Here is a 25,124-nt window from a genome sequence, read left to right on the forward strand (position 1 = left end):
TTTGCCATTAATTGCGTCAGGCAACCGATTATTTATCGGAGATCTCTCACTATTTTGTCGCCTTGCTTCACTTTTAACATTCAGTAGCCCGAAATATACAAAAAAATAACCGCTCAGGGTAGACAATCACCAGGTCGATCATTAGAATGCGCGCAATTTGCCAAAAATCGAGCGGTCAGGCGGTTTTTGCATTGATTCAGCGCATCATTTTGAATTAATATGCAGATATTGTGACTGTTTATTCCCTGGAGGATGTTTTGATTAAGTCAGCGCTCTTGGTTCTGGAAGACGGAACCCAATTCCACGGTCGGGCCATCGGGGCAACGGGATCGGCAGTGGGGGAGGTCGTTTTCAATACGTCAATGACCGGTTATCAAGAAATCCTCACTGATCCTTCCTATTCCCGCCAGATCGTCACCCTCACTTATCCTCATATCGGCAACGTTGGTGCCAATGCCGCCGATGAAGAATCCAGTCAAATCCATGCTCAGGGCCTCGTCATCCGCGATCTGCCGCTGATTACCAGCAACTTCCGCAGCGAAGAGAGCCTGTCAGCCTATTTGCAGCGCAACAATATTGTCGGTATCGCCGATATCGATACGCGCAAACTGACGCGCCTGCTGCGTGAGAAAGGGGCGCTGAACGGCTGCATCATCGCCGGCGACAGTCCGGATGCGGCGCTGGCGCTGCAGAAAGCCCAGGCGTTCCCGGGCCTGAAAGGCATGGACCTGGCGAAAGAAGTGACCACGGCGGAAACCTACGCGTGGCAGCAGGGGAGCTGGGCGCTGAAAGGCGGCCTGCCCGAGCAGCAAAGCGCTGACGCGCTGCCGTTCCACGTGGTGGCTTATGACTACGGCGCCAAGCGCAACATTCTGCGCATGCTGGTGGATCGCGGCTGTCGCCTGACGGTTGTCCCGGCGCAAACGCCGGCTGATGAGGTGCTGGCGCTGAATCCGGACGGGATTTTCCTGTCGAATGGCCCTGGCGACCCGGAGCCGTGCGACTACGCCATCAGCGCGATTCAGGCTTTCCTGAAAACCGACATTCCGGTGTTTGGTATCTGTCTTGGCCATCAACTGCTGGCGCTGGCCAGCGGTGCGAAAACCGTGAAGATGAAGCTTGGCCATCACGGTGGCAACCATCCGGTGAAAGATCTTGATAACAACACCGTGATGATCACCGCGCAGAACCACGGTTTTGCCGTCGATGAAACCAACCTGCCGGCTAACCTGCGTGTGACCCATGTTTCCCTGTTTGACCAGACCGTACAGGGCATTCACCGCACCGACAAACCGGCGTTCAGCTTCCAGGGACATCCGGAAGCCAGCCCAGGCCCGCACGATGCGGCGCCGCTGTTCGATCACTTTATCGAACTGATCGAAGCTTACCGTTCTAACGCGAAGTAATCAGGAGCCCACGATGCCAAAACGTACTGACATAAAATCTATCCTGATCCTTGGCGCTGGCCCGATTGTGATTGGCCAGGCATGTGAATTCGACTATTCAGGTGCGCAGGCGTGTAAAGCGCTGCGTGAAGAGGGTTACCGCGTCATTCTGGTGAACTCTAACCCGGCCACCATCATGACTGACCCGGAAATGGCGGATGCGACCTACATCGAGCCTATCCACTGGGAAGTGGTGCGTAAAATCATTGAAAAAGAGCGCCCGGATGCGGTGCTGCCGACCATGGGTGGCCAGACCGCGCTGAACTGTGCGCTGGAGCTGGAGCGCCAGGGTGTGCTGGCCGAGTTTGGCGTGACCATGATTGGTGCCACCGCCGATGCGATTGATAAAGCTGAAGACCGTCGCCGCTTCGACGTGGCGATGAAGAGCATCGGCCTGGATACCGCACGTTCCGGTATCGCGCACACCATGGAAGAAGCGCTGGCGGTAGCGGAGGAGGTCGGTTTCCCGTGCATCATTCGTCCGTCGTTTACCATGGGCGGCACCGGTGGCGGTATCGCTTACAACCGCGAAGAGTTTGAAGAGATTTGCGAGCGCGGCCTCGATCTGTCGCCAACCAATGAGCTGCTGATTGATGAGTCGCTGATTGGCTGGAAAGAGTACGAGATGGAAGTGGTGCGTGATAAAAACGACAACTGCATCATCGTCTGCTCGATCGAAAACTTTGATGCCATGGGGATTCACACCGGTGACTCCATCACCGTGGCGCCAGCCCAAACGCTGACGGATAAAGAGTATCAAATCATGCGTAACGCCTCGCTGGCGGTACTGCGTGAAATCGGTGTCGAAACCGGCGGTTCCAACGTGCAGTTCTCGGTTAACCCGAAAGATGGCCGCCTGATCGTCATTGAGATGAACCCGCGCGTGTCGCGCTCCTCAGCGCTGGCCTCGAAAGCGACCGGCTTCCCGATTGCCAAAGTCGCGGCCAAGCTGGCGGTGGGCTTTACCCTCGATGAACTGATGAACGACATCACCGGTGGCCGTACGCCGGCCTCGTTCGAACCGTCCATCGATTACGTCGTCACCAAGATTCCCCGCTTCAACTTCGAGAAGTTTGCCGGTGCCAATGACCGTCTGACCACGCAGATGAAGTCGGTTGGTGAAGTGATGGCGATTGGCCGCACGTTCCAGGAGTCGATGCAGAAAGCGCTGCGCGGTCTGGAAGTGGGCGCCAGCGGTTTCGACCCGAAAGTGGATCTGGATGATGGCGAAGCCCTGACCCGTATCCGCCGCGAGCTGAAAGATGCCGGTTCTGACCGCATCTGGTATATCGCTGATGCGTTCCGTGCCGGCATGTCAGTGGACGGCGTGTTCAACCTGACCAACGTTGACCGCTGGTTCCTGGTGCAGATTGAAGAACTGGTGCGCCTGGAAGAGCAGGTGGCGCGCGAAGGTGTAAACTCGCTGAGCGCAGATTTCCTGCGTGCGCTGAAGCGTAAAGGCTTTGCCGATGTGCGTCTGGCAACGCTGGCCGGTGTGGCGGAAAGTGAAATCCGCAAGCTGCGTCATCAGTTCAACCTGCATCCGGTTTACAAGCGCGTGGATACCTGTGCGGCAGAGTTCGCCACGGACACCGCCTACATGTACTCCACCTATGAAGAAGAGTGCGAAGCCAATCCTAATCAGGATCGCGACAAGATCATGATTCTGGGCGGCGGGCCAAACCGTATCGGTCAGGGCATTGAGTTCGATTACTGCTGCGTGCATGCGGCGCTGGCGCTGCGTGAAGACGGTTACGAAACCATTATGGTCAACTGTAACCCGGAAACCGTGTCAACCGATTACGACACCTCAGACCGTCTCTACTTCGAGCCGGTAACGCTGGAAGACGTGCTGGAGATCGTGCGCATCGAGCAGCCAAAAGGCGTTATCGTGCAGTACGGTGGTCAGACGCCGCTGAAGCTGGCGCGCGCGCTGGAAGCGGCTGGCGTGCCGGTGATTGGTACCAGCCCGGATGCCATTGACCGCGCGGAAGACCGTGAGCGTTTCCAGCAGGCGGTGGATCGCCTGAAACTGAAACAGCCGGCTAACGCCACGGTGGCGACGCTGGAACAGGCGGTAGAGAAAGCCGCAGGGATTGGCTATCCGCTGGTGGTGCGTCCTTCCTACGTGCTGGGCGGCCGGGCGATGGAAATCGTCTATGACGAAGTGGATCTTAAGCGCTACTTCCAGACTGCGGTGTCCGTGTCCAACGATGCGCCAGTGCTGCTGGATCGTTTCCTCGATGACGCGGTGGAAGTGGACGTCGATGCGATTTGCGACGGCGAACGCGTGCTGATTGGCGGCATCATGGAACACATTGAGCAGGCGGGCGTGCACTCCGGTGACTCGGCCTGTTCGCTGCCGGCGTACACCCTGAGCACTGAGATTCAGAACGTGATGCGCCAGCAGGTGGAAAAGCTGGCCTTTGAACTCAACGTACGTGGCCTGATGAACGTGCAGTTTGCGGTCAAGGACAACGAAGTTTACCTGATTGAGGTGAACCCACGTGCCGCGCGTACCGTGCCGTTTGTCTCCAAAGCCACCGGCGTGCCGCTGGCGAAAGTGGCTGCACGCGTGATGGCTGGCAAAACCCTGGCTGAACAGGGCGTGACCGAAGAGGTGATTCCGCCGTACTACTCGGTAAAAGAAGTGGTGCTGCCGTTCAACAAATTCCCGGGTGTGGACCCGATTCTTGGTCCGGAAATGCGTTCGACCGGTGAAGTGATGGGCGTGGGCCGCACTTTCGCAGAAGCATTCAGCAAAGCCATGCTGGGCGCGCAGAGCAATATGAAGAAGCAGGGGCGTGCGCTGCTGTCAGTGCGTGAAGGCGACAAGAAACGTATTGTTGACCTGGCCGCGAAGCTGCAGAAGTTTGGCTTCGAGCTGGATGCGACGCACGGTACCGCCGTGGTGCTGGGTGAAGCCGGCATCAATCCGCGCCTGGTGAACAAGGTGCACGAAGGGCGTCCGCACATTCAGGATCGCCTGAAGAACGGTGAGTACACCTACATCGTCAACACCACCGCAGGACGCCAGGCGATTGAGGATTCGAAACTGATTCGCCGCAGCGCGCTGCAGTACAAAGTACATTACGACACCACGCTGAACGGTGGTTTTGCTACCGCGATGGCGCTGAATGCGGATCCGACCGAAAAAGTGATTTCGGTGCAGGAAATGCACGCGCAGATTAAAGGCTAAACCGCCTGCTCTGTGACTAAACGGCCCCGCGCGGGCCGTTTTTTTTGGCCTGTTTTGCCTGTGCTGCATAAGGTTATACGTTACAAATCTATTGATTTGACATAATTTTTATCAGTTGATGCGAAACCAGTTACATTCAGGCGTATCCGCACAAAATTATAAATACCTCTCCGCTAAGCGCACCGTACTATTCCGCTGCTCAATCATAGAGCGCTCACCTTTACGGGATATAAAAATGAAAATGCGTGCTTTCACTCTCAGCGCAGTGGCTGCGTTACTTGTTGCTGCACCTCTCGCCAGTCAGGCGGAAATCACCCTGCTGAAGCAGGATCCGCAGGCCGGCGATCCGCTTAGCCGTCTCGATTTCAAAGTGGGCGGCAGTATTCGTCCGCAGTATCTGCATCAGAACGGGGTTAACGATAAATCGTATAAGCGTAACGGCTACGACGGCGGTTCACGTTTCCGCTTCAGCGCCAACTACTACCTGTTTGACGATGTCAGCTGGGTGGGTTACTACGAGCTGGGCGTTAACTTCCCTGCCTGGTGGGGCTGGGATAACCACTATGCGGACGGCGCCCATAACACCACGCGTCGCCAGCTGTATACCGGTTTCAAAAGCGCATCGCTTGGCGAGCTCTATTTTGGCCAGCAGAACAGCGTTTATTACGATGTCGTCGGCGCTAAAACCGATATCTGGGACTACGATATGCTGGCCCAGGCACCGGGTAACGGCATCAACGGTGACTACGACGGATCTTACCGCTCGCGCAAGATGCTGAAGTATAAAAACACCTTTGGCGATGCGGATGTCTATGCCGCTTATCTGTTTGAAGATGACGACTATCTGCCGGGCAACGGCCTGCGCTACAAGCGCAAGGGCGGCGGTTCGCTGGGTGTGAACTATCACATCACCAAAGATCTGGCGTGGGGCACCGCGTGGAACTACACCCGCGCGGATATCCGCAATCCGGGCAATGGTGACAGCAAGCGTTACGACCAGAATATCTACGGCACCGCGCTGAGCTGGACGCCGGACAACTGGACGCTGTCCGCCGGTGCGGGCTGGTATGAGAACTTCTCGCCAACTAAACGCAACACCGTTAACAACTACTTCGCGGATGATGCGTGGGGTGTTGAATACTTCGCCGGTTATAAATTCCCGATCGGCCAGTATGCTGTGAAGAGCATCCAGCCTTACTTCATGGGCGATCGCCTGGAGTTCGTCAACGGACGTAACTACAAGCGTATCGATAACGGCGTGGGCGTCAGCGCGCAGCTCGACTACGGTTTCCGCGTCGACTACGAGTACGTGATCACCTCCAGTACCGATAAATCTCTGGGCAACGTTAATCTGGTGCGCCTGCGCTACGATTTCTGATGCGTAAATCAACGGCTCCTGCGGGAGCTGTTTTTTTTGGGGCGGGCACAGTGCGCTTTTCTTTACACAGCGCGCGGTCAGCGTGGAGCATCACCCTGAGTTGTAGCGCCTTCACCGCGAATTCTGGCGGCTCTTTCCGCTAACGGCCGCAAAGCCGGAGTAAAACTCTGTCGCTCAGACAAAACGCCGAGCCAAGCGGGCTTTACGTAAATAGCACGGTCGTCCTATCGACGAAAGTTTCACCTTTACGTATCATTGCGCCAATTTTTTTCCTGTAGGTCTTTTAACATGATTAGTTTGATCGCGGCACTGGCAGCAGATCGTATTATTGGCATGGAAAACGCCATGCCATGGCACCTGCCTGCCGACCTCGCGTGGTTCAAGCGCAACACGCTGAACAAACCGGTGATTATGGGCCGTCTGACCTTTGAATCGATTGGTCGCCCGTTACCGGGACGCCTGAATATTGTGGTCAGCAGCCAGCCCGGCAACCATGACGGCGTGACCTGGGTAACGTCTCCGGAAGAGGCAATTGCCGCAGCGGGTGAGGCAGAAGAGATCATGGTGATTGGTGGTGGCCGGATTTATGCGCAGATGCTGGCGCGCGCCGATCGTCTCTATCTGACGCATATCGATGCGGAAGTGGAAGGCGACACCCAGTTCCCGGATTACGAGCCGGACGAGTGGCAGTCGACGTTCAGTGAGTTCCACGATGCCGATGCGCAGAATTCGCACAGTTACTGCTTTGAGATTCTGGATCGCCGCCGTTGAGAGTGGCCTGCTGCGCATGAATGCGCAGCCTGTAAAGGCAGGGATCAATCGCTGTTTTTGACGCGATAAACCCGTGCAATATCAGGCTGATGGCTGTCACGGTACAGATGGTCGTTGTAGGGTCGCCATTTATGGTGACCCAAAAAAAGCCCCGCTAACATCGCGGGGCTTTTTGTTTACTGCATATCGCTCAGGGGGGAGGGTGCATTCACCGCGCTTTCCGCCATGGCCTGATCACGGTTCGAGACCTGGGTGTAATACTGGCCGCTCTCCCAGTGCAGCAGGGTCAGCGTTCCGCCCCAGCAGCAGCCGGTGTCGAGCCCGATCACATGCTCTGGCGTGCCTTTTCCTTCCAGCGAAGCCCAGTGACCAAAGATTTGCGTATAATCGCTGCTGATTTTGCCGGGCACCTGGAACCACGGTTTCAGCGGCGGCGGCGCTGAGGCGGGTGCCTCTTTGCAGATCATATCGAGCTGACCATTGGGGAAACAGAAGCGCATGCGCGTCAGCGCATTGGTGCTAAAACGCAGGCGCGCCAGTCCGCTCAGTTCCGGTGTCCAGTTGTTCGGCATGTCGCCATACATGGCATCGAGAAACAGCGGATAGCTGTCGCTGGATAAGACCGCCTCAACTTCGCGCGCGCACTGCTGTGCCGTCTCCAGATCCCACTGCGGCGTAATGCCAGCATGCGCCATCAGCAGCTTTTTCTCTTCATCTACCTGCAGCAGCGGCTGGCGCCGCAGCCAGTTAATCAGCTCGTCGGCATCGTCCGCTTCCAGCAGGGGCGTCAGGCGATCCTTGGGCTTGTTACGGCTGATACCGGCATACACTGCCAGCAAATGCAGGTCATGGTTGCCCAGCACCATGCGCACACAGTCTCCGAGCGACCTGACGTAGCGCAGTACCTCAAGCGAACCCGGACCGCGCGCCACCAGGTCGCCGGTCAGCCATAGCTCGTCCTGCTGCGCATCAAAATTGACCTGCGCCAGCAGCGCACGTAATTCGTCATAACAGCCGTGAATATCGCCAATCAGGTATGTACTCATTAAGTCAGTCCGATGAAAACGCGCCGCCCGGACTGGCCGGGCGGAGGAGGAATTAGTGAATGTAGGTTTGCACCGCGAGGCGGAACACCGGAATCTCCACGTGGAAGGTCTCGCCCTCTTCGTCGATCATCACATAGTGTCCCTGCATGGTGCCCATCGGCGTTTCCAGAACCGCACCGCTGGTGTACTGAAACTCATTGCCGGGCGCGATATGCGGCTGCTCACCGACCACGCCTTCACCCTGCACTTCGGTCTCGCGCCCGTTGCCATTGGTGATCAGCCAGTAGCGGCTGCGCAGCTGCACGCTGTTGCGCCCGAGATTACGAATAGTGATGGTGTAGGCGAACACGTAGCGATCCTCATCGGGAGAGGATTGCGATTCCACATACTGACTCAGTACCTGAACACAAACGCGGGCCAGTTCACTCATGCACTCAGTTCTCCGCAGATTCAGCCTGATGATTGCCCAGCCAGTTTGCCAGCTGGCAATACTGCGCCACGGTGACATTTTCTGCCCGCAGCGAGGCGTCGATGTTGAGTTCATCCAGCGCACCGGCCGTGAACAGGTGTCCCAGGCTGTTACGCAGGGTTTTGCGTCGCTGACCAAACGCTTCGGTGGTGATACGGCTCAGTAAACGCACATCGCTGACCGGATACGGTGGCTGGGTAAAAGGAACCAGACGCACTACCGCCGAATCCACTTTCGGTGGCGGGGTGAACGATTGTGGTGGCACTTCCAGCACCGGAATCACCTGACAATAATATTGCGCCATCACGCTGAGACGCCCGTAAGCTTTGCTGCCCGGGCCGGCTACCAGACGGTTAACCACCTCTTTCTGCAGCATGAAGTGCATATCTTTAATCGAACCAGTATAGCTGAAAAGGTGGAACATCAGCGGCGTCGAGATGTTGTAAGGCAGGTTGCCAAACACGCGCAGCGGCTGACCCTGCTCCTTTGACAGCGCGGAGAAGTCGAAGGTCATCGCATCCTGCTGATAAATCGTCAGCTTAGGACCGAGGAACGGATGCGTCTGCAAACGCGCGGCAAGGTCGCGGTCCAGCTCGACGACAGTCAGCGCATCAAGACGCTCGCCCACCGGCTCGGTTAACGCACCCAGCCCTGGGCCAATCTCCACCATGGCTTCACCCTTTTGCGGATGAATAGCGGAGACGATGCTGTCGATAATGTACTGATCGTTCAGGAAGTTCTGCCCGAAACGTTTACGGGCGTAGTGCCCCTGATGGACGCGATTATTCATTACTGCTCTTGATCATAGTGATGGCGAGGTTAAGCGCCGTAATAAAGCTGCCCGGCTCTGCGCTGCCCAGACCGGCGAGTTCCAGCGCGGTGCCGTGGTCAACAGAGGTACGGATAAATGGCAGGCCGAGGGTGATATTCACCGCGCGACCAAACCCCTGAAATTTTAGCACCGGCAGGCCCTGGTCGTGATACATCGCCAGCACCGCATCGGCGTGCTGCAGATATTTCGGCTGAAACAGCGTATCGGCCGGTAACGGACCGGTGAGCTGCAGGCCCTGCTGGCGCAGTTCGTCGAGCGCCGGAATGATGGTATCGATCTCTTCCCGGCCCATATGACCGCTTTCGCCAGCATGCGGGTTGAGGCCGCAGACAAAGATATGCGGCTGCGGAATGCCAAACTTACGCTGCAAATCCTGATGCAGGATGGTGATCACTTCATGCAGACTGTCACGGGTGATGGCGTCCGCGACATCTTTCAGCGGCAGATGCGTGGTGGCCAGCGCCACGCGCAACGCTTCGGTCGCCAGCATCATCACCACGCGATCGCCACCGGCGCGCTCAGCAAAGAACTCGGTGTGACCGGTGAAGGGGATGCCGGCGTCATTGATCACGCCTTTGTGTACCGGACCGGTCACCAGCGCGGCAAACTCGCCGCTGAGGCAGCCGTCGCAGGCGCGGGCCAGCGTCTCCAGTACGTAATGACCGTTGGCGACCGTCAGTTCGCCGGCCGTCACCGGCTGCGCCGTCGCGATGGGCAGCAGCGTCAGCGTACCGGCCTGCTGCGGCTGCGGTGCCACCCCGGGCTGATAGTCACGCAGCGTCAGCGGCAAACCCAGTTGAGCCGCGCGCTGGCGCAGCACGTCGCCGTCTGCGCACACCACCAGCTCAACCGGCCAGTCACGCTGAGCCAGCGCAACGGCGAGATCGGGACCAATCCCGGCGGGTTCGCCGGGCGTGATCGCCACACGATAATTACTGACCATTGCCATCCAGAATCTTCACGTAAGCACTGGCGCGCTGTTCCTGCATCCAGGTTTGCGCTTCTTCGGCAAACTTACGGTTGAACAGCAGACGGTAAGCGCGCTCTTTCTGCGCGGCATCGGTTTTATCCACCTGACGGGTATCCAGCAGCTGAATCAGGTGCCAGCCGAAGGAGGAGTGCACCGGCGCACTGACCTGGCCTTTCTGCAGCTTCAGCAGCGCATCACGGAAAGCCGGATCGTAGATTTCCGGTGACGCCCAGCCAAGGTCGCCGCCCTGGTTCGCGGAACCCGGATCGTCGGAGAACTGTTTCGCGGCAGCGGCGAAGGTGGTTTTGCCACTCTTGATGTCTGCGGCGATCTGTTCAATCTTCTGACGTGCCTGATCGTCGGTAAGGATCGGTGACGGCTTCAGCAGAATGTGGCGGGCATGCACTTCGGTGACCGAAATGTTTTTGCTCTCGCCGCGCAGATCGTTCACTTTCAGGATATGGAAGCCAACGCCAGAGCGGATTGGGCCGACGATGTCGCCTTTCTTCGCGCTGCTCAGCGCCTGCGAGAACAGCGTTGGCAGCTCTTCAATTTTGCCCCAGCCCATGTTGCCGCCTTTCAGCGCCTGCGGATCGGCAGAGTAGGTCACGGCCAGTTTACCGAAATCGGCACCGCCTTTCAGTTCACCCACCAGCTGACGCGCCAGCGCTTCCTGGTCATCAACCTGCTGCTGAGTTGGATTTTCCGGCAGCGGCAGCAGAATCTGACTTATGTTAAGTTCGGTGCCCTGGGTATTCTGCGAGCCGATCTGCTTAGCCAGCGTATCCACTTCCTGCGGCAGAATGGTGACGCGACGGCGCACTTCATTGTTACGCACTTCAGAGATCAGCATCTCTTTGCGGATCTGCGCGCGATAATCGTTGTAGTTCATCCCGTCATAGGCCAGACGGCTGCGCAGCTGATCAACGCTCATGCGGTTCTGCGCGGCGATGTTCTGGATCGCCTGATCCAGTTGCTGATCGCTCACCTGCAGACCGGCTTTTTCGCCCATCTGCAGAATGATGGCGTCCATGACCTGGCGTTCAAGGATCTGATGACGCAGGGTTTTGTCATCCGGCAGCTGCTGACCAGCCTGCTGCGCCTGTGACTTCACGGTGCGCAGCATGTTGTCTACGTCACTTTCCAGCACCACGCCGTTGTTCACGACTGCGGCAACTTTATCGACCATCTGTGGGGCTGCGAACGCAGTGTTAGCGGTGATCGCCACACCAAGAATCAGCATTCTCCAGTTCTTCATACTTTATCCATTGTTGTTTCCGCACTGCGGGATAGCCTGTCAAATATCACAACATCAGAAAGCGCGCTGATAAGGGATGATGCCCTGACGCAGCATTTCATTGGTGCCTAAGCCATAGTTAGAACTCAGACCACGCAGCTCAATGTTGAATGAGATTTGGTTGTCATACTTGCTGTCGTTGTTTTCCCAACCGTTGATCTTGCGTTCGTAACCCAGACGAATGGCGTAGCAGCAGGAGCTGTACTGCAGACCGACTAGCTGCTCGGCCGGACGGCTGTTGCGGGTGTCATAGTAGTAACCCCCCACCAGCGACCAGGCATCGGCAATCGGCCAGCTGGCCGTGGCGCCCACCTGCGAGATACCGTTTTTGTAGATCGGGTTAGTGACATAGCTGGGGTTATTCAACGCCTGCGCCACATACTCCGGGCTACTGTAGCGATAGCTCAGCTGCACCATACGGTCGGCATCACGACGGTATTCCACAATGGCATTGCCCTGGGAAACGTTGTCCAGCCGCGTATCGTATTGCAGGCCGCCGCGCACGCCCCAGCGATCGCTGACTTTCCAGTAAGTATCACCCGCCCACACCAGGCTACCGGTATCATCTTCTTTATTCGTCTGGTTTACGCCGGTACGAGACGGGGTAAACGAGTAGATTTGACCCACGGAAACGTTAAAACGTTCAACCAGATCGTTATCATAAATACGCGTGGTCACGCCGGTCGCCACTTCGTTAGACGAAGCGATACGATCGAGGCCGCTGTAGGTGCGATCGCGGAACAGGCCGGTGTAGTCGGTCTGCAGCAGCGTGGAGTCGTACGGATAGATGTTGCTCTGGTCGCGATACGGGATATACAGGTACTGCACGCGCGGTTCCAGCGTCTGGGTGTAGCCTTCGGCCCAGTCCATATTGCGGTCAAATACCAGGCGACCATCTACCTTGAACTGCGGCAGGGTGCGGTTGACTGACTCTTTCAGCTGATTGGTGCGGGTGGTATCGATATTTTCGTTGTAGTAGTTAACGTTATCCTGCTGGTAATGCGTTGCCAGCAGCTTTGCCTCGGTATCCAGACTGGCCCAGCCGTTGGACAGCGGCAGGTTGAGCGTTGGCTCGATGTGCAAACGCGTCGCTTCCGGCATTCGGTTACTGACGTTAGTGAACTTCACCGCCTGCGCATAGATGCGACCGTCAAACGGCCCGATATCGTTCTGGTACAGATTGACATCCAGCTGCGGCATCGCCCGATACACGTTCTGGCTGCTGGTATTACCAAACACCTGGAAGTCTTTGCTGGACAGCGTCGCATCCCAGTTGGTGTCAGCGTAGCCTACGCTGAATTTCTGCGTGGCGTAGCCGTCAGTCGAGCTGTAGTACTTCGAATCCAGGTCGTTGAAGTAATAAGGATCGCTGACTTTGGTGTAGTCGGCGTTGAAGCGCCAGTGCTGATCGTAGACGCCGGAGTGACGCCAGTAGAACAGCCAGCGGTCGTCGTTGCTGTCGTTCTGCACCGACGGTCGCGCGGCTTTATCTTTGTTGTACTGATTGTCAGACGGCAGATAGTCCAGCTCTAACAGGCCGGCACCAAACTGCGTCAGGTAGCGGAACTCGTTCTGCAGCTGCAGACCGCGCTTGCTCATGTAGTGCGGCGTAATAGTGGCATCGGCCTGAGGCGCGATGTTCCAGTAGTACGGCAGCATGAATTCGAAGCCGTTGTTGCTGCCGTATTTCGCGTTGGGGATCAGGAAGCCGGAGCGGCGGCGGTCGCCAATCGGCAGCTGCAGATACGGGCTGTAAAACACCGGCACGTTGCCGAGCTTGAAGCGCGCATTCCAGATCTCCGCCACTTCTTCTTCACGGTCCTGAATCACTTCCGAACCGACCACGCTCCAGCTGTTGGAACCCGGCAGACAGGAGGTAAAGCTGCCGTTTTCCAGAATGGTATAGCGGTTATTACCGCGCAGTTTCATCTGGTCAGCATCACCGCGACCCTGACGGCCGACCATCTGATAATTACCGTTCCACACGTTGGTGTCTTTGGTGTTCAGATTGGACCAGGCTTTCGGACCTTTCAGGATGACCTGGTTGTCGTCATAGTGCACATTACCCAGCGCATCGACGGTACGCACCGGCGTCGTTTGTCCGTCCTGCTGACGCTGATGCAGCTGCATCTCGTCGGCAACCAGACGGCTGTTCCCCTGCTGCACATCAACATTACCGGTGAACACCGCGTCGTTCGGATAGTTCCCTTTTGCTGAGTCAGAGTTGATGGTTACCGGCAGCGAATTCGCGTCGCCACTGACCAGCGGACGGTTGTAGCTCGGCACGCCCAGCATACACTGCGACATCAGATCGTCGGCCAGTGCATGCTGACTATAAAGCGCTGCACCAATCATGGTAGCCAGCAGGGTAGGTATACGTTTTTTCATACGCGGTTTCGATAATTCCATGAAAACTGGCATCATGCCGACAATCCGGACAGAGACTAACGTACCGCCCGGCGTTGCGCCAGTGTTAATCCTGCTCTGCCTGCGTTGCCGTTAGGCGCGGAGATAAATGACAGGTATGATAATGCAATTTTCAGCCGCAAGCATGGCGAATTGAGGAGTTTATGCGCTACTGGGGAAAAGTTATTGGTCTGGCTCTCGGCTTACTTTCCGGAGCAGGCTTTTGGGGCATCGTACTGGGTCTGATCATTGGTCATCTGTTTGACAAAGTGCGCAGCGTAAAAGGACAGGGCTACTTCGCCAATAATCAGGCGCGTCAGACACTGTTCTTCAGCACCACGTTCCAGGTGATGGGCCATCTGACCAAGTCAAAAGGGCGCGTCACCGAAGCGGATATCCAGATTGCCTCTTTATTTATGGATCGCATGCAACTGCATGGCGAGGCGCGCACCGCGGCACAGCGTGCGTTTCGTGAAGGTAAGCAGAGCGAATATCCGTTACGTAATAAACTGCGCGAGCTGCGCAGCGCCTGCTTTGGCCGTTTTGACCTGATTCGGATGTTTCTGGAAATTCAAATCCAGGCGGCGTTTGCTGATGGTTCGCTGCATCCCAACGAGCGTCAGGTGCTGTACGTTATCGCGGAAGAGCTGGGGATTTCCCGCGCGCAGTTCGATCAGTTCCTGCGCATGATGGAGGGCGGTCAGCAGTTTGGTGGCGGTTCCTCGTATGGCGGCGGCGCTTATCAGCAGGCGAAACGTGGCCCGACGCTGGAAGATGCCTGCAGCGTGCTGGGGGTGAAAAGCAGCGACGACAGCACCACCATCAAGCGCGCTTACCGCAAGCTGATGGTCGAGCACCATCCGGATAAGCTGGTGGCGAAAGGTCTGCCGCCGGAGATGATGGAGATGGCGAAGCAGAAAGCGCAGGAGATTCAGGCCGCGTACGACCTGATTCGCAAAGAGAAGGGCTTTAAATAAGGGGCGGCGGCCCCTTAAAAATCGGCCGGCTGGCGAAACGTCATGCTGTTGCCAAACGCCGGATGGGTAATGGTTAGCGATTCGGCGTGCAGCTGCAGGCGTGGCGCCATGGCTAACGCCTCGGGATGGGCATAGAAGCGATCGCCGAGAATCGGATGCCCCAGCGCCAGCAGATGCACGCGCAGCTGGTGGGAACGGCCGGTGATCGGCTTCAGCTGCACCCGCGCGCTGTTATCGGCGTCATACGCCAGCACCTGATACTCCGTCTGCGCCGGCTTACCCAGCTCCACACTCACCATCTGCTTCGGCCGGTTAGGCCAGTCGCAAATCAGCGGCAGATCGATCATGCCCTTTTCCGCCGCCGGATGTCCCCAGACGCGCGCCACGTACTGCTTCGCGGGCTCGCGCTCGCGAAACTGCCGCTTCAGCTCGCGCTCAGCCGCCTTGGTCAGCGCCACCACAATCACACCGCTGGTGGCCATATCGAGCCGGTGCACCGACTCCGCCTGCGGAAAATCACGCTGGATGCGCGTCATCACGCTGTCCTTGTGCTCCTCAAGGCGGCCAGGCACCGACAGCAAACCGCTCGGCTTGTTAACCACCATGATGTGCTCATCCTGATACAGAATATGCAGCCAGGGGTCGAGCGGCGGATTGTAGGGTTCCATCAGCATGATTCAGCGCGGCCTCAGCGATTATTGGTGTGTCACAACGATCAGACGCAGCGCATCCAGCCGCCAGCCGGCTTCACCGAGGCTGGCCAGCACCTGCTCGCGGTTGCTCTCCAGCGCATCAACCTCATCATCACGGATGTTGGGGTTGACCGCTTTCAGCGCTTCAAGGCGCGACAGCTCGGCGCTCAGCTTCTCATCGGCCTCAACTTTGGCCGCCGCAATCAGCGCCTGCGCTTCCGGCACGATGACTTTTTCCGCCTGTGTCAGGATGTGATGGACATCCTGCTGCACCGCGTTCACCAGCTTGCTGCCGGTATGGCGGTTGACTGCGTTGAGCTGACGGTTAAAGCTTTCGAACTCCACCTTGCCGGCGAGGTTATTTCCGGCGCGATCCATTAGCAGGCGGACCGGCGTGGGCGGCAGGAAGCGGGTAAGCTGCAGGTGCTTCGGCGCCTGTGCTTCGACCACATAGATCATCTCTACCAGCAGCGTGCCCACCGGCAGCGCCTTGTTCTTCAGCAGCGACAGCGCACAGCTGCCGGTATCGCCGGAGAGAATCAGGTCGAGGCCGTTGCGAATCAGCGGATGTTCCCAGGTAATGAACTGGGTATCTTCGCGTGACAGCGCCTGGTTACGGTTAAAGGTTACGGTGCAGCCATCTTCCGGCAGGCCGGGGAAATCCGGCACCAGCATGTGGTCCGACGGCGTCAGGACGATCAGGTTATCGCTGCGATCTTCCTGGTTGATCCCGACGATATCAAACAGGTTGAGCGCAAAGTTCACCAGCTCGGTGTCGTTATCCTGTTCGCCGATGGCATCAGCCAGCGCCTGCGCGGCTTCGCCGCCGTTCGAGTTCAGCTCCAGCAGACGGTCGCGCCCCTGCTCCAGCTGCGCCTTCAGCGTGTCATGCTGTTTGCGGCTCTGGGCGATAAAGTCGTCCAGCCCCTGCGGGTTGTCCGGCGCGGCCAGATACTCAATCAGCTGCGGGTAGGCGCTGTCGTAGATGGTACGGCCGGTCGGGCAGGTGTGCTCAAACGCGTCCAGCCCTTCGTGGTACCAGCGCAGCAGCACTGCCTGGGCGGTCTTCTCCAGCCACGGCACCAGAATCTGGATGTCATGCAGCTGGCCGATACGATCGAGACGGCCAATACGCTGCTCGAGCAGATCCGGGTTAAACGGTAAATCGAACATCACCAGCCGGCTGGCGAACTGGAAGTTACGCCCTTCCGAGCCGATCTCTGAACACAGCAGCACCTGGGCGCCATCTTCCTGCGAAGCGAAGAAGGCGGCCGCGCGGTCGCGTTCGATAATTGATAGCCCCTCATGGAACACCGCGGCGCGGATGCCTTCGCGCTCGCGCAGCACCTGCTCCAGCTGCAGCGCAGTGGCGGCTTTGGCGCAAATCACCAGCACCTTCTCTTTACGGTTGCTGGTGAGGTAGCCCATCAGCCACTCAACGCGCGGGTCGAAGTTCCACCAGGTGCCGCTGTCGCCTTCGAATTCCTGATAAATCTGCTCGGGATACAGCATGTCGCGCGCGCGCTCTTCCGCCGTTTTGCGCGCCGCCATAATGCCAGAGACTTTAATCGCCGTCTGATACTGCGCCGGCAGCGGCAGGCGAATCTGATGCAGTTCGCGTTTCGGGAAGCCCTTCACGCCGTTACGTGTGTTACGGAACAGCACGCGGCTGGTGCCGTGGCGATCCATCAGCATCGAAATCAGCTCTTTACGTGCGTCGTCTTTGCCGTCGCGATCGCTGTTCGCCACCTGCAGCAGCGGCTCAATATCCTGTTCACCGACCAGGTCGTTGATCAGGTTCATCTCCTCTTTACTGATGGCGTGATCGGCCAGCAGCGTACTGACGGCGTCTGCCACCGGGCGGTAGTGCTGCTGTTCGGCCACGAACTGCGCGAAATCGTGGAAACGATTCGGGTCCAGCAGGCGCAGACGGGCAAAGTGGCTCTCCATGCCGAGCTGTTCCGGCGTCGCGGTCAGCAGCAGCACGCCGGCGGTCTTTTCCGCCAGCTGTTCGATAACCTGATATTCGCGGCTCGGCGCGGCTTCGCTCCATGCCAGATGGTGCGCTTCGTCGACCACCAGCAGATCCCAGTCAGCTTCGGCCAGCAGCTCCAGCCGCTGTTTGTTGCGGCGGACAAAATCCAGCGAGCAGATAATCAGCTGCTCGGTATCAAACGGGTTGTCGCTGTCGTGCTGCGCTTCGGTGTAGCGATCGTCGTCGAACAGGGCAAAGCGCAGGTTGAAGCGGCGCAGCATCTCCACCAGCCACTGGTGCTGCAGGGTTTCCGGCACCACGATCAGCACGCGCTCGGCGCGTCCGGCCAGCAGCTGCTGCTGGATAATCATCCCGGCTTCAATGGTTTTACCGAGGCCGACTTCATCGGCCAGCAGCACGCGCGGCGCATGACGGCGACCGACGTCATGTGCGATGTGCAGCTGGTGCGGAATCAGGTTGGTGCGCATACCGCGCAGGCCGCTAATCGGCAGGCGATACTGTTCGCTCTGGTATTTGCGTGCGCGGAAGCGCAGGGCGAAGCGATCCATGCGATCCAGCTGGCCGGCAAACAGGCGATCCTGTGGCTTGCTGAACACCAGTTTGCTGTCGAGCATCACTTCGCGCAGCACCACGTTGCTTTCGTCGGTATCAAGACGCGTGCCGATGTAAGTCACTAAATCGTTTTCGTTGCGGACTTCATCAACCTGCATCTGCCAGCCTTCGTGGCTGGTGACGGTATCACCCGGATTAAAAATCACGCGGGTGACCGGAGAATCATTACGGGCATAGAGGCGGTTTTCGCCGGTGGCGGGAAACATCAGTGTGACCATGCGCGTATCCAGCGCCACGACTGTCCCCAGTCCCAGCTCACTTTCCGTATCACTAATCCAGCGTTGACCCAGTGTAAAAACCATATATTTTTTGCTCGATTCTCTAAAAGATAGAAAGACGTTCGCCTGCTCTCAGACAATACCCCACCGCCAGACAGTTATCTGGTCAGCTGGTGCACGCGGTGAGAATCAGGAAGGGCGCTATGGTACTGGATGGCAGGGCATTCGTCACCTGTCAAAAAAGCCCCAGTTGCCCGGTGATCAGTGTAGCAAAGTCATCACCGACAAACGGTAAAATCCCTTCGGCGATCGGCTGCAGCTGCTTGCTGACGTAGTGATCGTAATCCAGCGGCGTGCTGCGCGCTTCCAGCGGCTCCGGCCCGGCGGTGGCCATGACGTAGCGGATCGATCCGCCGTTCTGATACTGCAGCGGACGCTGCAGTTTACGGTTATGTTCATCGGCGAGGCGCGCGGCACGCACGTGGGGCGGCACGTTGCGTTCGTAATCTTTCAGCGGCCGGCGCAGGCGCTTTTTATACACCAGCAGCTCGTCCAGTTCGCCGGCCAGCAGCTGTACTACGGTGTCGCGAATGTAATCCTGCCAGGATTCACCGCGGAAGATGCGGCCATACAGCGTCTGCTGGAACTGCTGCGCCAGCGGCGTCCAGTCGGTGCGCACCGATTCCAGCCCCTTAAACACCAGCCGCTCGTCACCGTCGCGGCGAATCAGTCCGGCGTAGCGCTTTTTACTGCCCTGTTCGGCGCCGCGAATGGTTGGCATCAGGAAGCGGCTGAAATGGGTTTCGTACTCCAGCTCCAGCGCGCTGTCGAGACCGTAAGTCTGCTGCAGATGCTGTTGCCACCAGCGATTCACGTGCCCGGCCAGCCGCTGGCCGATCGCGGCGGCATCGGCTTCGCTGTGGGCGCTTTTCAGCCAGACAAAAGTAGAATCGGTGTCACCGTAAATCACGTCAAAACCTTCGGCTTCAATCAGCTCACGCGTTTGCTGCATGATGGCGTGACCGCGCAGGGTGATCGACGAGGCGAGGCGCGGATCGAAAAAGCGACAGGCGCTGGTGCCAAGTACGCCATAAAAAGCGTTCATGATGATCTTCAGCGCCTGCGACAGCGGCTGGTTGCCGTCACGTTTGGCGGCCTCGCGCCCCTGCCAGATCTGCCCGACAATCGCCGGTAAACAGTGGGTGCGGCGCGAAAAGCGCGCGTGGCGAAAACCGGGAACCGAATCGGCGTCATCCGGATGCGCCAGGCCTTCGACCAGCCCGACCGGATCGATCAGAAAGGTGCGGATGATCGACGGATAGAGGCTTTTATAATCCAGCACCAGCACCGAATCATACAGTCCGGGGCGCGAATCCATCACGTAGCCGCCAGGGCTGGCTTCCGGTGCCACTTCGCCGAGATTGGGCGCGACAAAGCCGGCGCGGTGCATTCGCGGAATATACAGGTGGCTGAACGCCGCCACCGATCCGCCGTGGCGATCCACTGCCAGGCCATTGACGGTGGCGCGCTCCAGCAAAAACGGCATGATGGCGGTGTGCTGGAAAATACGCGTAACCAGCTCGCAATCCTTCAGGTTGTAGGTGGCCAGCGCCGGTTTGTCGTGGGCAAAGCGCCAGTTGATCTCTTCCATGCGCTGCCACGGATTGTTGATGGCTTTGCCTTCGCCCAGCAGCTCGCGCGACACCGCTTCCAGGCTGAATGAGGCGAAGTCCCAGAACGCCGATTTCAGCGCCTCGATACCGTCAATCACCAGCCGGCCGCTGGCCTGAGCGAAGAACACGCCGGGCTTAAAGCCGTGCTCGCGCCACTCCAGCGGCTGCTGCTGACGGCCAAGACGCAGCGGAATACCGTAGCGGTCGGCATGTTTTTGCAGCACGCGCAGGTCAAACTGCACCACGTTCCAGCCGATGATGACATCGGGATCGTGACGGGCGAACCAGGCGTTAAGCTGCTCCAGCAGCTGTGGCCGGCTGTCGAGGTAAATCAGTTCAAAATCCAGCTGGCTGGCATCACCGTTCGGCGGGCCGAGCATATACACCTGGCGCTGGCCGCAGCCCTCCAGCCCGATACAGTACAGCTCGCCGTGCTCGGTGGTTTCGATGTCGAGCGACACCCATTTCAGCTGCGGACGGTAATCGGGATGCGGCTTGAGGCGCGCGTTGACGAGGCTGTCGCCGCGCGGCTCGCCGCTGAACCACACCGGCGCCGTGATAAAGCGCTCCATCAGGTAGCGTTCCGGCGGGCGGATATCTGCTTCATACACCGCAATGCCGTTTTCACGCAGGCGTTTTTCAATGCTTTGCAGCTGTCGGTGGCTGCGGCAATAGAGTCCCAGCACCGGTCGGCGACGAAAATCTTTCAGATCCAGCGGTTGCAGGCGCGTATGGCGCTCGTCGCGAATCAGCGCTTCGGTTTGCGCCTGGAACTCCCGGGGAATAAACGCCACTGACTCCTGCGCAGGCAGCACCAGGCGCTGCGGGCCCTGGTCGGTGGCCAGCCACAGCACCACTTCGCTGCCGGTCGGGGTATCCCGCCAGTGGCGAGTCAGCAAAAATCCTGCGCGCGGTTCGGTCACGTTAACTCCGGAGAATGAATTCATTTCAGTATATCATGGATGTTTATACAGTGTACTGCGGTGGTGCCGTCGTCTGTGCGGCGCGGGCGTGCGGCAGCGCGGGGAATTGCTTGACGCTGTGGGGCTGTCTCAGGACAATCCAGCCTCTATATTCCGCAGAGGATAGTTATGGAAGCCTGGATCCAACACCTGTTTACGCAATCGCTGGAGTACGCGCTGATTGCCGTGGCGCTGGTGACCTTTCTTGAGTCGCTGGCGTTTGTCGGCCTGCTGCTGCCGGGAACGGTCCTGATGGCCAGCCTCGGCGCGCTGGTGGGCAGCGGACAAATCGGGCTCTATCCGGCGTGGGCCGCCGGGCTGGCCGGCTGTCTGATTGGCGACTGGGTGTCGTACGGCATTGGCTGGAAATTCCAGGGACCGCTGCACCGCTGGAAATACCTGCAAAAATACAAAGGGCTGCTGGATAAAACCGAGCACGCGCTGCATCAGCACAGCATGTTTACCATCCTCGTGGGGCGCTTTGTCGGACCGACGCGTCCGCTGATTCCGCTGGCGGCCGGCATGCTGGAGCTGCCGGTGCGTAAATTCCTGCCGCCGAACATTATCGGCTGCATCCTGTGGCCGCCGGCCTACCTGATGCCGGGCATTCTGGCGGGCGTGGCGATCGACGTGCCGCAGGCGGCGCAGGGCGACAGCTTCAAATGGCTGCTGCTGGCGGTGGCGCTGCTGCTGTGGATCGGCGGCTGGCTGCTGTGGCGCTGGTGGCGCAGCGGCAAAAGCGTCGACTGGGCTACGCCTTATCTGCCGCAGGCGCGGCTGCGCTGGCTGGCTCCGCTAATGGCGCTCATCGGCGTGGGTGCCTTTATTGCGCTATTGTTCCACCCGATGATGCCAATTTTCCTGCAGCTGCTGTGGAAAGTGTTCTTCGCTTAACGCGGCTGGACGCCAAGGATGGCGGCCGCCGGGCTTTCACCGCGCAGCAGGCTGGCGATGCTGCCATCCCAGTATACCCGACCGTCAACAATCACCAGGCTGCGTGACGCAATCTGCTGCGCATCCTCCAGACTGTGCGACACCATCAGCAGCGTGATAGTGCGCGCCTCGCACACCGCGCGCACCAGCTGTAACATCTCGCTGCGCAGCGCCGGATCGAGTGCCGAAAACGGTTCGTCCAGCAGCAGTACCGGCTGATTGCGCAGCAGGCAGCGCGCCAGCGCCACGCGCTGTCGCTGACCGCCGGAGAGCTGGCCGGGCAGACGCGTCAGCATCGATTCCAGCCCGGTTTGCTCCGCAATCTGCTGTACCTGCTGCTGCTGTTCGCGCGTCAGCTTCAGGCCGGGATGCAGGCCCAGCCCCAGATTTTGCTGCACCGTCAGGTGCGGAAACAGATTGTTCTCCTGAAACAGCATCGATACCGGTCGCGCAGAAGGCACGCTGCGGGTATGGTCGACGCCATCGATCAGCAGGCTGCCCTGACTCACCGGCAGAAAGCCGCCGAGCAGGCTCAGCAGGGTACTTTTGCCCGCGCCGCTCGGGCCGAGAATGGCGAGACGTTCACCGGCCTGTGCGCTAAAGCTGAAGCGCATCGGCAGATGATGGTAGAGATAAGTAAGGTTATTCAGTGTCAGCATGGCGACCCGGTAATTTTTCCATCAGCGTAAACAGCAGCAGGCATAACAGCAGCAGTAGCAGCGCGGTCACCGCGCCATCGGCACCGCGATAGGCGCCAATCTGCTGGAATAGATAAAACGGCAGGGTGCGGAAATCGGCGCTGCCGAACAGCGCCACCACGCCGAAGTCCCCAATCGACAGCACGCAGGCAAAGGCCAGCGCCTGTGCCAGCGGACGTTTCAGCGCCCGCAGTTCAATCAGCCGCAGGCGAGTAAACCCACTGATGCCCAGCGAGGCGCACAGCTGAGCGTAGCGCGCGCTGAGATCGCGCATCGGATTTTCCAGCACTTTCATGGCGTAGGGGATGGCGATCAGCGCGTTGGTGAAGATCACCAGCGCATCGGCACGCTGCGGCAGGCCAACGGTGGCGTTGAACAGCAGGAAGAACCCACTCGCCAGCACGATGCCCGGCATCGCCAGAATCAGCATCCCGCTGAGTTCCATGGCCTGCGCGGCGAAGCGCTGCTGACGCTGGCGCAGTTCGCGACTGCTCCACAGCAGCATCATGGTCAGCAGCACGCACAGCACACCGGCACCGAGTGCGATACGCAGCGACGTCCACGTGGCCTGCCACAGCGCGGGCTGTTGCAGCGCGCCGGCAATGCCGCCGCGTAAGCCGTCGACCAGCACCGCCGCCAGCGGTGGCAGCAGTAACAGCAGTGCCAGCGTAATCAGCAGCGTATCCGCAACGCGTGCGTGCCAGGAATCCTGCGGATCGCGCCAGCCGCGCACCGTCTGGCTACCGGCCGGAATCGCTTTACTGAAGCGCTGGCTGAGCAGCACCAGCAGCAGACAGCAGCCGAGCTGCAACAGTGCCAGCAGCGCGGCGCGGCCGGGATCGTAATCAAAGCTAAGCGCCTGATAAATGGCCAGCTCCAGCGTGGTGGCCTGCGGACCGCCGCCCAGTGCCAGCACGGTGGCAAAACTGGCGAAGCACAGCATAAAGATCAGCGCTGCCGTTGGCAGCAGCGGACGGCGCAGCCACGGCCACTCCAGCAGGCGAAACAGCGACCAGCCGCGCAGACCGAGCTGCGCCGCCAGCTGGCGCTGCTCGCCGGGAATGCTCTCCAGCGCCTGCAGCAGCATGCGCGTCGCCAGTGGCAGATTAAAGAACACGTGCGCCAGCAAAATACCCTGCAGGCCATAGGGCGAGAAGTGATAGTCGATACCGACGGTGGCACTCAGCTGCGCCAGCCAGCCGCTGCGCCCATAGACGCTCAGCAGACCGAATACGGCGACCAGCACCGGCAGCACCAGTGTCATGGCGCACAGGCGCAACAGCAGGGTGCGGCCGGTAAAACGGCGGCGATAGAGCGCGCGGGCCAGCAGAATGGCTGGCAGCACCGAGAGCAGCGCTGACAGCAGCGCCTGTTCAAAGGAGAACGCCAGCACATGGTGCAGATAGCTATCGCTGAGCAGCGCGCGCCAGTCGGTGGCCGGCGCGGCGAGCAGCAGGGCACCGAGCGCCAGCAGCGCGACCGCACACAATAGCAGTGCGCTAAGCGCTCCGGGCAGCAGCCAGCCGGGCATCAGCGGCTGACGGCGCGCTGCCACGCGCTAATCCACGCCACGCGATGGTCAGCCACCTCTGTCGGGGTGTATTGCAGCGCATTCGCGGGCACCGGTAACGCCTGATAACCGGCGGGTAAATCGCTTTTGATCACCGGATACATCCAGTTGCCGGTGGGAATGGTGCTCTGAAACGCTGGCGACACCATAAACTGCATGAACTGCTGCGCCAGCTGCGGCTGTTTGCTGCTGGCGAGCTGCGCCCCCACTTCTACCTGCAGGTAGTGGCCTTCGCTGAACGGCGCGGCGGCGTAGTTATCCTTTTTCTCTTCAATAATGTGGTAAGCCGGCGAGGTGGTGTAGCTCAGCACCAGATCGCTTTCGCCTTTGAGGAACAGACCATAAGCTTCGCTCCAGCCTTTGGTCACGGTCACGGTTTTGCTGGCCAGCTTCTGCCAGGCCGCCGGCGCGTCATCGCCGTACACTTTCTGCATCCACAGTAGCAGGCCGAGCCCCGGCGTGCTGGTGCGCGGATCTTCATAAATCACCCGCCATTTTTCCGGGCTTTCGACCAGCTCCTTCAGGCTGTGCGGCGGATTCTTCAGCTTGTTTTTGTCGTAAACGAACGCGAAGTAGCCGTAATCAAACGGGATAAAAGTGTCATTGTGCCAGCCGTCCGGCAGTTGTAGCCCGCGGGTATCCACTGTACTTTTGCTGAACAGGCCGGTTTTTTCCGCCGCCTGAATCAGGTTATTGTCCAGCCCCAGCACCACGTCGGCCTTGCTGTTCTTTCCTTCCATGCGCAGGCGATTAAGCAGCGATACGCCATCCTCCAGCGCCACATAGTTCAGCTCACAGCCGCACCGGGCCTCAAAAGCTTTTTTCACTGCCGGACCGGGGCCCCAGTCGGCGGCGAACGAGTCGTAGGTATAAACCGTGAGGACGGGTTTGGCCGCCAGAGCCGGCGCAGCGATCAGCAGCAACAGGGGGAGAACTTTATTTAACACTTTGCGTTCCTTAAGGAGAAGGTAAGGTTGCGT

General features: G+C 58.9%; 18 protein-coding genes. 6 read left to right on the plus strand and 12 right to left on the minus strand.

What is annotated here, in order from left to right:
- Window positions 1-257: 257 nt before the first annotated feature.
- The 4 genes from carA (at window position 258) to folA (ending at window position 6,793) form a co-directional block, all read left to right on the plus strand.
- The gene (gene carA / locus F3I21_RS14860; protein ID WP_031279710.1) at window positions 258-1,406 is read left to right on the plus strand and encodes a glutamine-hydrolyzing carbamoyl-phosphate synthase small subunit; all 1,149 of its coding nucleotides are present in this window, start codon (window positions 258-260) and stop codon (window positions 1,404-1,406) included.
- A 13-nt stretch (window positions 1,407-1,419) separates the two neighbouring features.
- The gene (carB, locus tag F3I21_RS14865) at window positions 1,420-4,644 is read left to right on the plus strand and encodes a carbamoyl-phosphate synthase large subunit (RefSeq protein WP_021507592.1); all 3,225 of its coding nucleotides are present in this window, start codon (window positions 1,420-1,422) and stop codon (window positions 4,642-4,644) included.
- Window positions 4,645-4,879: 235 nt separating this feature from the next.
- The gene (locus F3I21_RS14870; RefSeq protein ID WP_058774843.1) at window positions 4,880-6,022 is read left to right on the plus strand and encodes a porin; all 1,143 of its coding nucleotides are present in this window, start codon (window positions 4,880-4,882) and stop codon (window positions 6,020-6,022) included.
- 288 nt (window positions 6,023-6,310) lie between these two features.
- The gene (folA, locus tag F3I21_RS14875; protein ID WP_031279709.1) at window positions 6,311-6,793 is read left to right on the plus strand and encodes a type 3 dihydrofolate reductase; all 483 of its coding nucleotides are present in this window, start codon (window positions 6,311-6,313) and stop codon (window positions 6,791-6,793) included.
- Window positions 6,794-6,969: 176 nt separating this feature from the next.
- Here the strand turns inward: folA and apaH are convergent, their stop codons facing one another.
- From apaH to lptD, 6 genes are read right to left on the minus strand one after another with little or no spacing between them, the layout of a single operon-like run.
- A complete protein-coding gene (gene apaH / locus F3I21_RS14880; protein WP_058759644.1) occupies window positions 6,970-7,839 on the minus strand; it encodes a bis(5'-nucleosyl)-tetraphosphatase (symmetrical) ApaH in 870 nt (289 codons plus the stop codon).
- A gap of 52 nt (window positions 7,840-7,891) precedes the next feature.
- Window positions 7,892-8,269, minus strand: a complete 378-nt coding sequence (gene apaG / locus F3I21_RS14885) for a Co2+/Mg2+ efflux protein ApaG (protein WP_150059235.1) — start codon at window positions 8,267-8,269, stop codon at window positions 7,892-7,894.
- Window positions 8,270-8,273: 4 nt separating this feature from the next.
- On the minus strand, window positions 8,274-9,098 hold the full coding sequence (rsmA, locus tag F3I21_RS14890) for a 16S rRNA (adenine(1518)-N(6)/adenine(1519)-N(6))-dimethyltransferase RsmA (protein ID WP_021507587.1): 825 nt from the start codon (window positions 9,096-9,098) through the stop codon (window positions 8,274-8,276).
- Complete coding sequence (gene pdxA / locus F3I21_RS14895; RefSeq protein WP_059010320.1) at window positions 9,091-10,083, minus strand: 4-hydroxythreonine-4-phosphate dehydrogenase PdxA; 993 nt, start codon at window positions 10,081-10,083, stop codon at window positions 9,091-9,093. Before pdxA ends, rsmA begins: the two co-directional genes overlap by 8 nt.
- The gene (gene surA, locus F3I21_RS14900) at window positions 10,073-11,368 is read right to left on the minus strand and encodes a peptidylprolyl isomerase SurA (RefSeq protein WP_031279707.1); all 1,296 of its coding nucleotides are present in this window, start codon (window positions 11,366-11,368) and stop codon (window positions 10,073-10,075) included. Before surA ends, pdxA begins: the two co-directional genes overlap by 11 nt.
- Before the next feature lie 54 nt (window positions 11,369-11,422).
- The gene (gene lptD, locus F3I21_RS14905) at window positions 11,423-13,795 is read right to left on the minus strand and encodes an LPS assembly protein LptD (protein ID WP_223815704.1); all 2,373 of its coding nucleotides are present in this window, start codon (window positions 13,793-13,795) and stop codon (window positions 11,423-11,425) included.
- Between the two features lie 182 nt (window positions 13,796-13,977).
- Here lptD and djlA point away from each other — a divergent pair, with 182 nt between their 5' ends.
- The gene (djlA, locus tag F3I21_RS14910; RefSeq protein ID WP_150059237.1) at window positions 13,978-14,790 is read left to right on the plus strand and encodes a co-chaperone DjlA; all 813 of its coding nucleotides are present in this window, start codon (window positions 13,978-13,980) and stop codon (window positions 14,788-14,790) included.
- 14 nt (window positions 14,791-14,804) lie between these two features.
- On the opposite strand, the gene rluA is transcribed toward djlA, so the two are convergent.
- From rluA to polB, 3 genes are all read right to left on the minus strand, one after another.
- Window positions 14,805-15,464 (minus strand): bifunctional tRNA pseudouridine(32) synthase/23S rRNA pseudouridine(746) synthase RluA, encoded by a 660-nt coding sequence (gene rluA / locus F3I21_RS14915; RefSeq protein WP_150059238.1) that lies wholly within the window; start codon window positions 15,462-15,464, stop codon window positions 14,805-14,807.
- Between the two features lie 21 nt (window positions 15,465-15,485).
- On the minus strand, window positions 15,486-18,392 hold the full coding sequence (gene rapA / locus F3I21_RS14920; RefSeq protein WP_058770630.1) for an RNA polymerase-associated protein RapA: 2,907 nt from the start codon (window positions 18,390-18,392) through the stop codon (window positions 15,486-15,488).
- A 151-nt stretch (window positions 18,393-18,543) separates the two neighbouring features.
- Complete coding sequence (gene polB, locus F3I21_RS14925; protein ID WP_150059239.1) at window positions 18,544-20,904, minus strand: DNA polymerase II; 2,361 nt, start codon at window positions 20,902-20,904, stop codon at window positions 18,544-18,546.
- Window positions 20,905-21,072: 168 nt separating this feature from the next.
- Here polB and F3I21_RS14930 point away from each other — a divergent pair, with 168 nt between their 5' ends.
- A complete protein-coding gene (locus tag F3I21_RS14930; RefSeq protein WP_058759640.1) occupies window positions 21,073-21,837 on the plus strand; it encodes a DedA family protein in 765 nt (254 codons plus the stop codon).
- Here F3I21_RS14930 and thiQ read toward each other — a convergent pair.
- From thiQ to thiB, 3 genes are read right to left on the minus strand one after another with little or no spacing between them, the layout of a single operon-like run.
- Window positions 21,834-22,535: a thiamine ABC transporter ATP-binding protein ThiQ gene (gene thiQ, locus F3I21_RS14935; protein WP_150059240.1), complete on the minus strand. Its 702-nt coding sequence runs from the start codon at window positions 22,533-22,535 to the stop codon at window positions 21,834-21,836. The genes F3I21_RS14930 and thiQ overlap by 4 nt on opposite strands.
- Window positions 22,519-24,129: a thiamine/thiamine pyrophosphate ABC transporter permease ThiP gene (thiP, locus tag F3I21_RS14940; RefSeq protein ID WP_150059241.1), complete on the minus strand. Its 1,611-nt coding sequence runs from the start codon at window positions 24,127-24,129 to the stop codon at window positions 22,519-22,521. Before thiP ends, thiQ begins: the two co-directional genes overlap by 17 nt.
- Window positions 24,105-25,091, minus strand: coding sequence for a thiamine ABC transporter substrate binding subunit (gene thiB / locus F3I21_RS14945; protein ID WP_150059242.1), 987 nt, complete (start codon window positions 25,089-25,091; stop codon window positions 24,105-24,107). The genes thiP and thiB overlap by 25 nt, the downstream gene beginning before the upstream one ends.
- Between the last annotated feature and the right edge of the window lie 33 nt (window positions 25,092-25,124).

Origin of the sequence: Pantoea sp. B_9 (genome assembly GCF_008632015.1) — a bacterium.
Taxonomy (GTDB): Bacteria; Pseudomonadota; Gammaproteobacteria; order Enterobacterales; family Enterobacteriaceae; genus Pantoea; species Pantoea dispersa.

Bases quoted from the DNA above. Each gene is read 5' to 3' on its own strand.
- apaG (WP_150059235.1), bottom strand. From the start codon at position 8,269: ATGAGTGAACTGGCCCGCGTTTGTGTTCAGGTACTGAGTCAGTATGTG.
- djlA (WP_150059237.1), top strand. From the start codon at position 13,978: ATGCGCTACTGGGGAAAAGTTATTGGTCTGGCTCTCGGCTTACTTTCC.
- carB (WP_021507592.1), top strand. From the start codon at position 1,420: ATGCCAAAACGTACTGACATAAAATCTATCCTGATCCTTGGCGCTGGC.
- rsmA (WP_021507587.1), bottom strand. From the start codon at position 9,098: ATGAATAATCGCGTCCATCAGGGGCACTACGCCCGTAAACGTTTCGGG.
- F3I21_RS14870 (WP_058774843.1), top strand. From the start codon at position 4,880: ATGAAAATGCGTGCTTTCACTCTCAGCGCAGTGGCTGCGTTACTTGTT.
- rluA (WP_150059238.1), bottom strand. From the start codon at position 15,464: ATGCTGATGGAACCCTACAATCCGCCGCTCGACCCCTGGCTGCATATT.
- lptD (WP_223815704.1), bottom strand. From the start codon at position 13,795: ATGAAAAAACGTATACCTACCCTGCTGGCTACCATGATTGGTGCAGCG.
- apaH (WP_058759644.1), bottom strand. From the start codon at position 7,839: ATGAGTACATACCTGATTGGCGATATTCACGGCTGTTATGACGAATTA.
- F3I21_RS14930 (WP_058759640.1), top strand. From the start codon at position 21,073: ATGGAAGCCTGGATCCAACACCTGTTTACGCAATCGCTGGAGTACGCG.
- pdxA (WP_059010320.1), bottom strand. From the start codon at position 10,083: ATGGTCAGTAATTATCGTGTGGCGATCACGCCCGGCGAACCCGCCGGG.
- surA (WP_031279707.1), bottom strand. From the start codon at position 11,368: ATGAAGAACTGGAGAATGCTGATTCTTGGTGTGGCGATCACCGCTAAC.
- thiQ (WP_150059240.1), bottom strand. From the start codon at position 22,535: ATGCTGACACTGAATAACCTTACTTATCTCTACCATCATCTGCCGATG.
- rapA (WP_058770630.1), bottom strand. From the start codon at position 18,392: ATGGTTTTTACACTGGGTCAACGCTGGATTAGTGATACGGAAAGTGAG.
- folA (WP_031279709.1), top strand. From the start codon at position 6,311: ATGATTAGTTTGATCGCGGCACTGGCAGCAGATCGTATTATTGGCATG.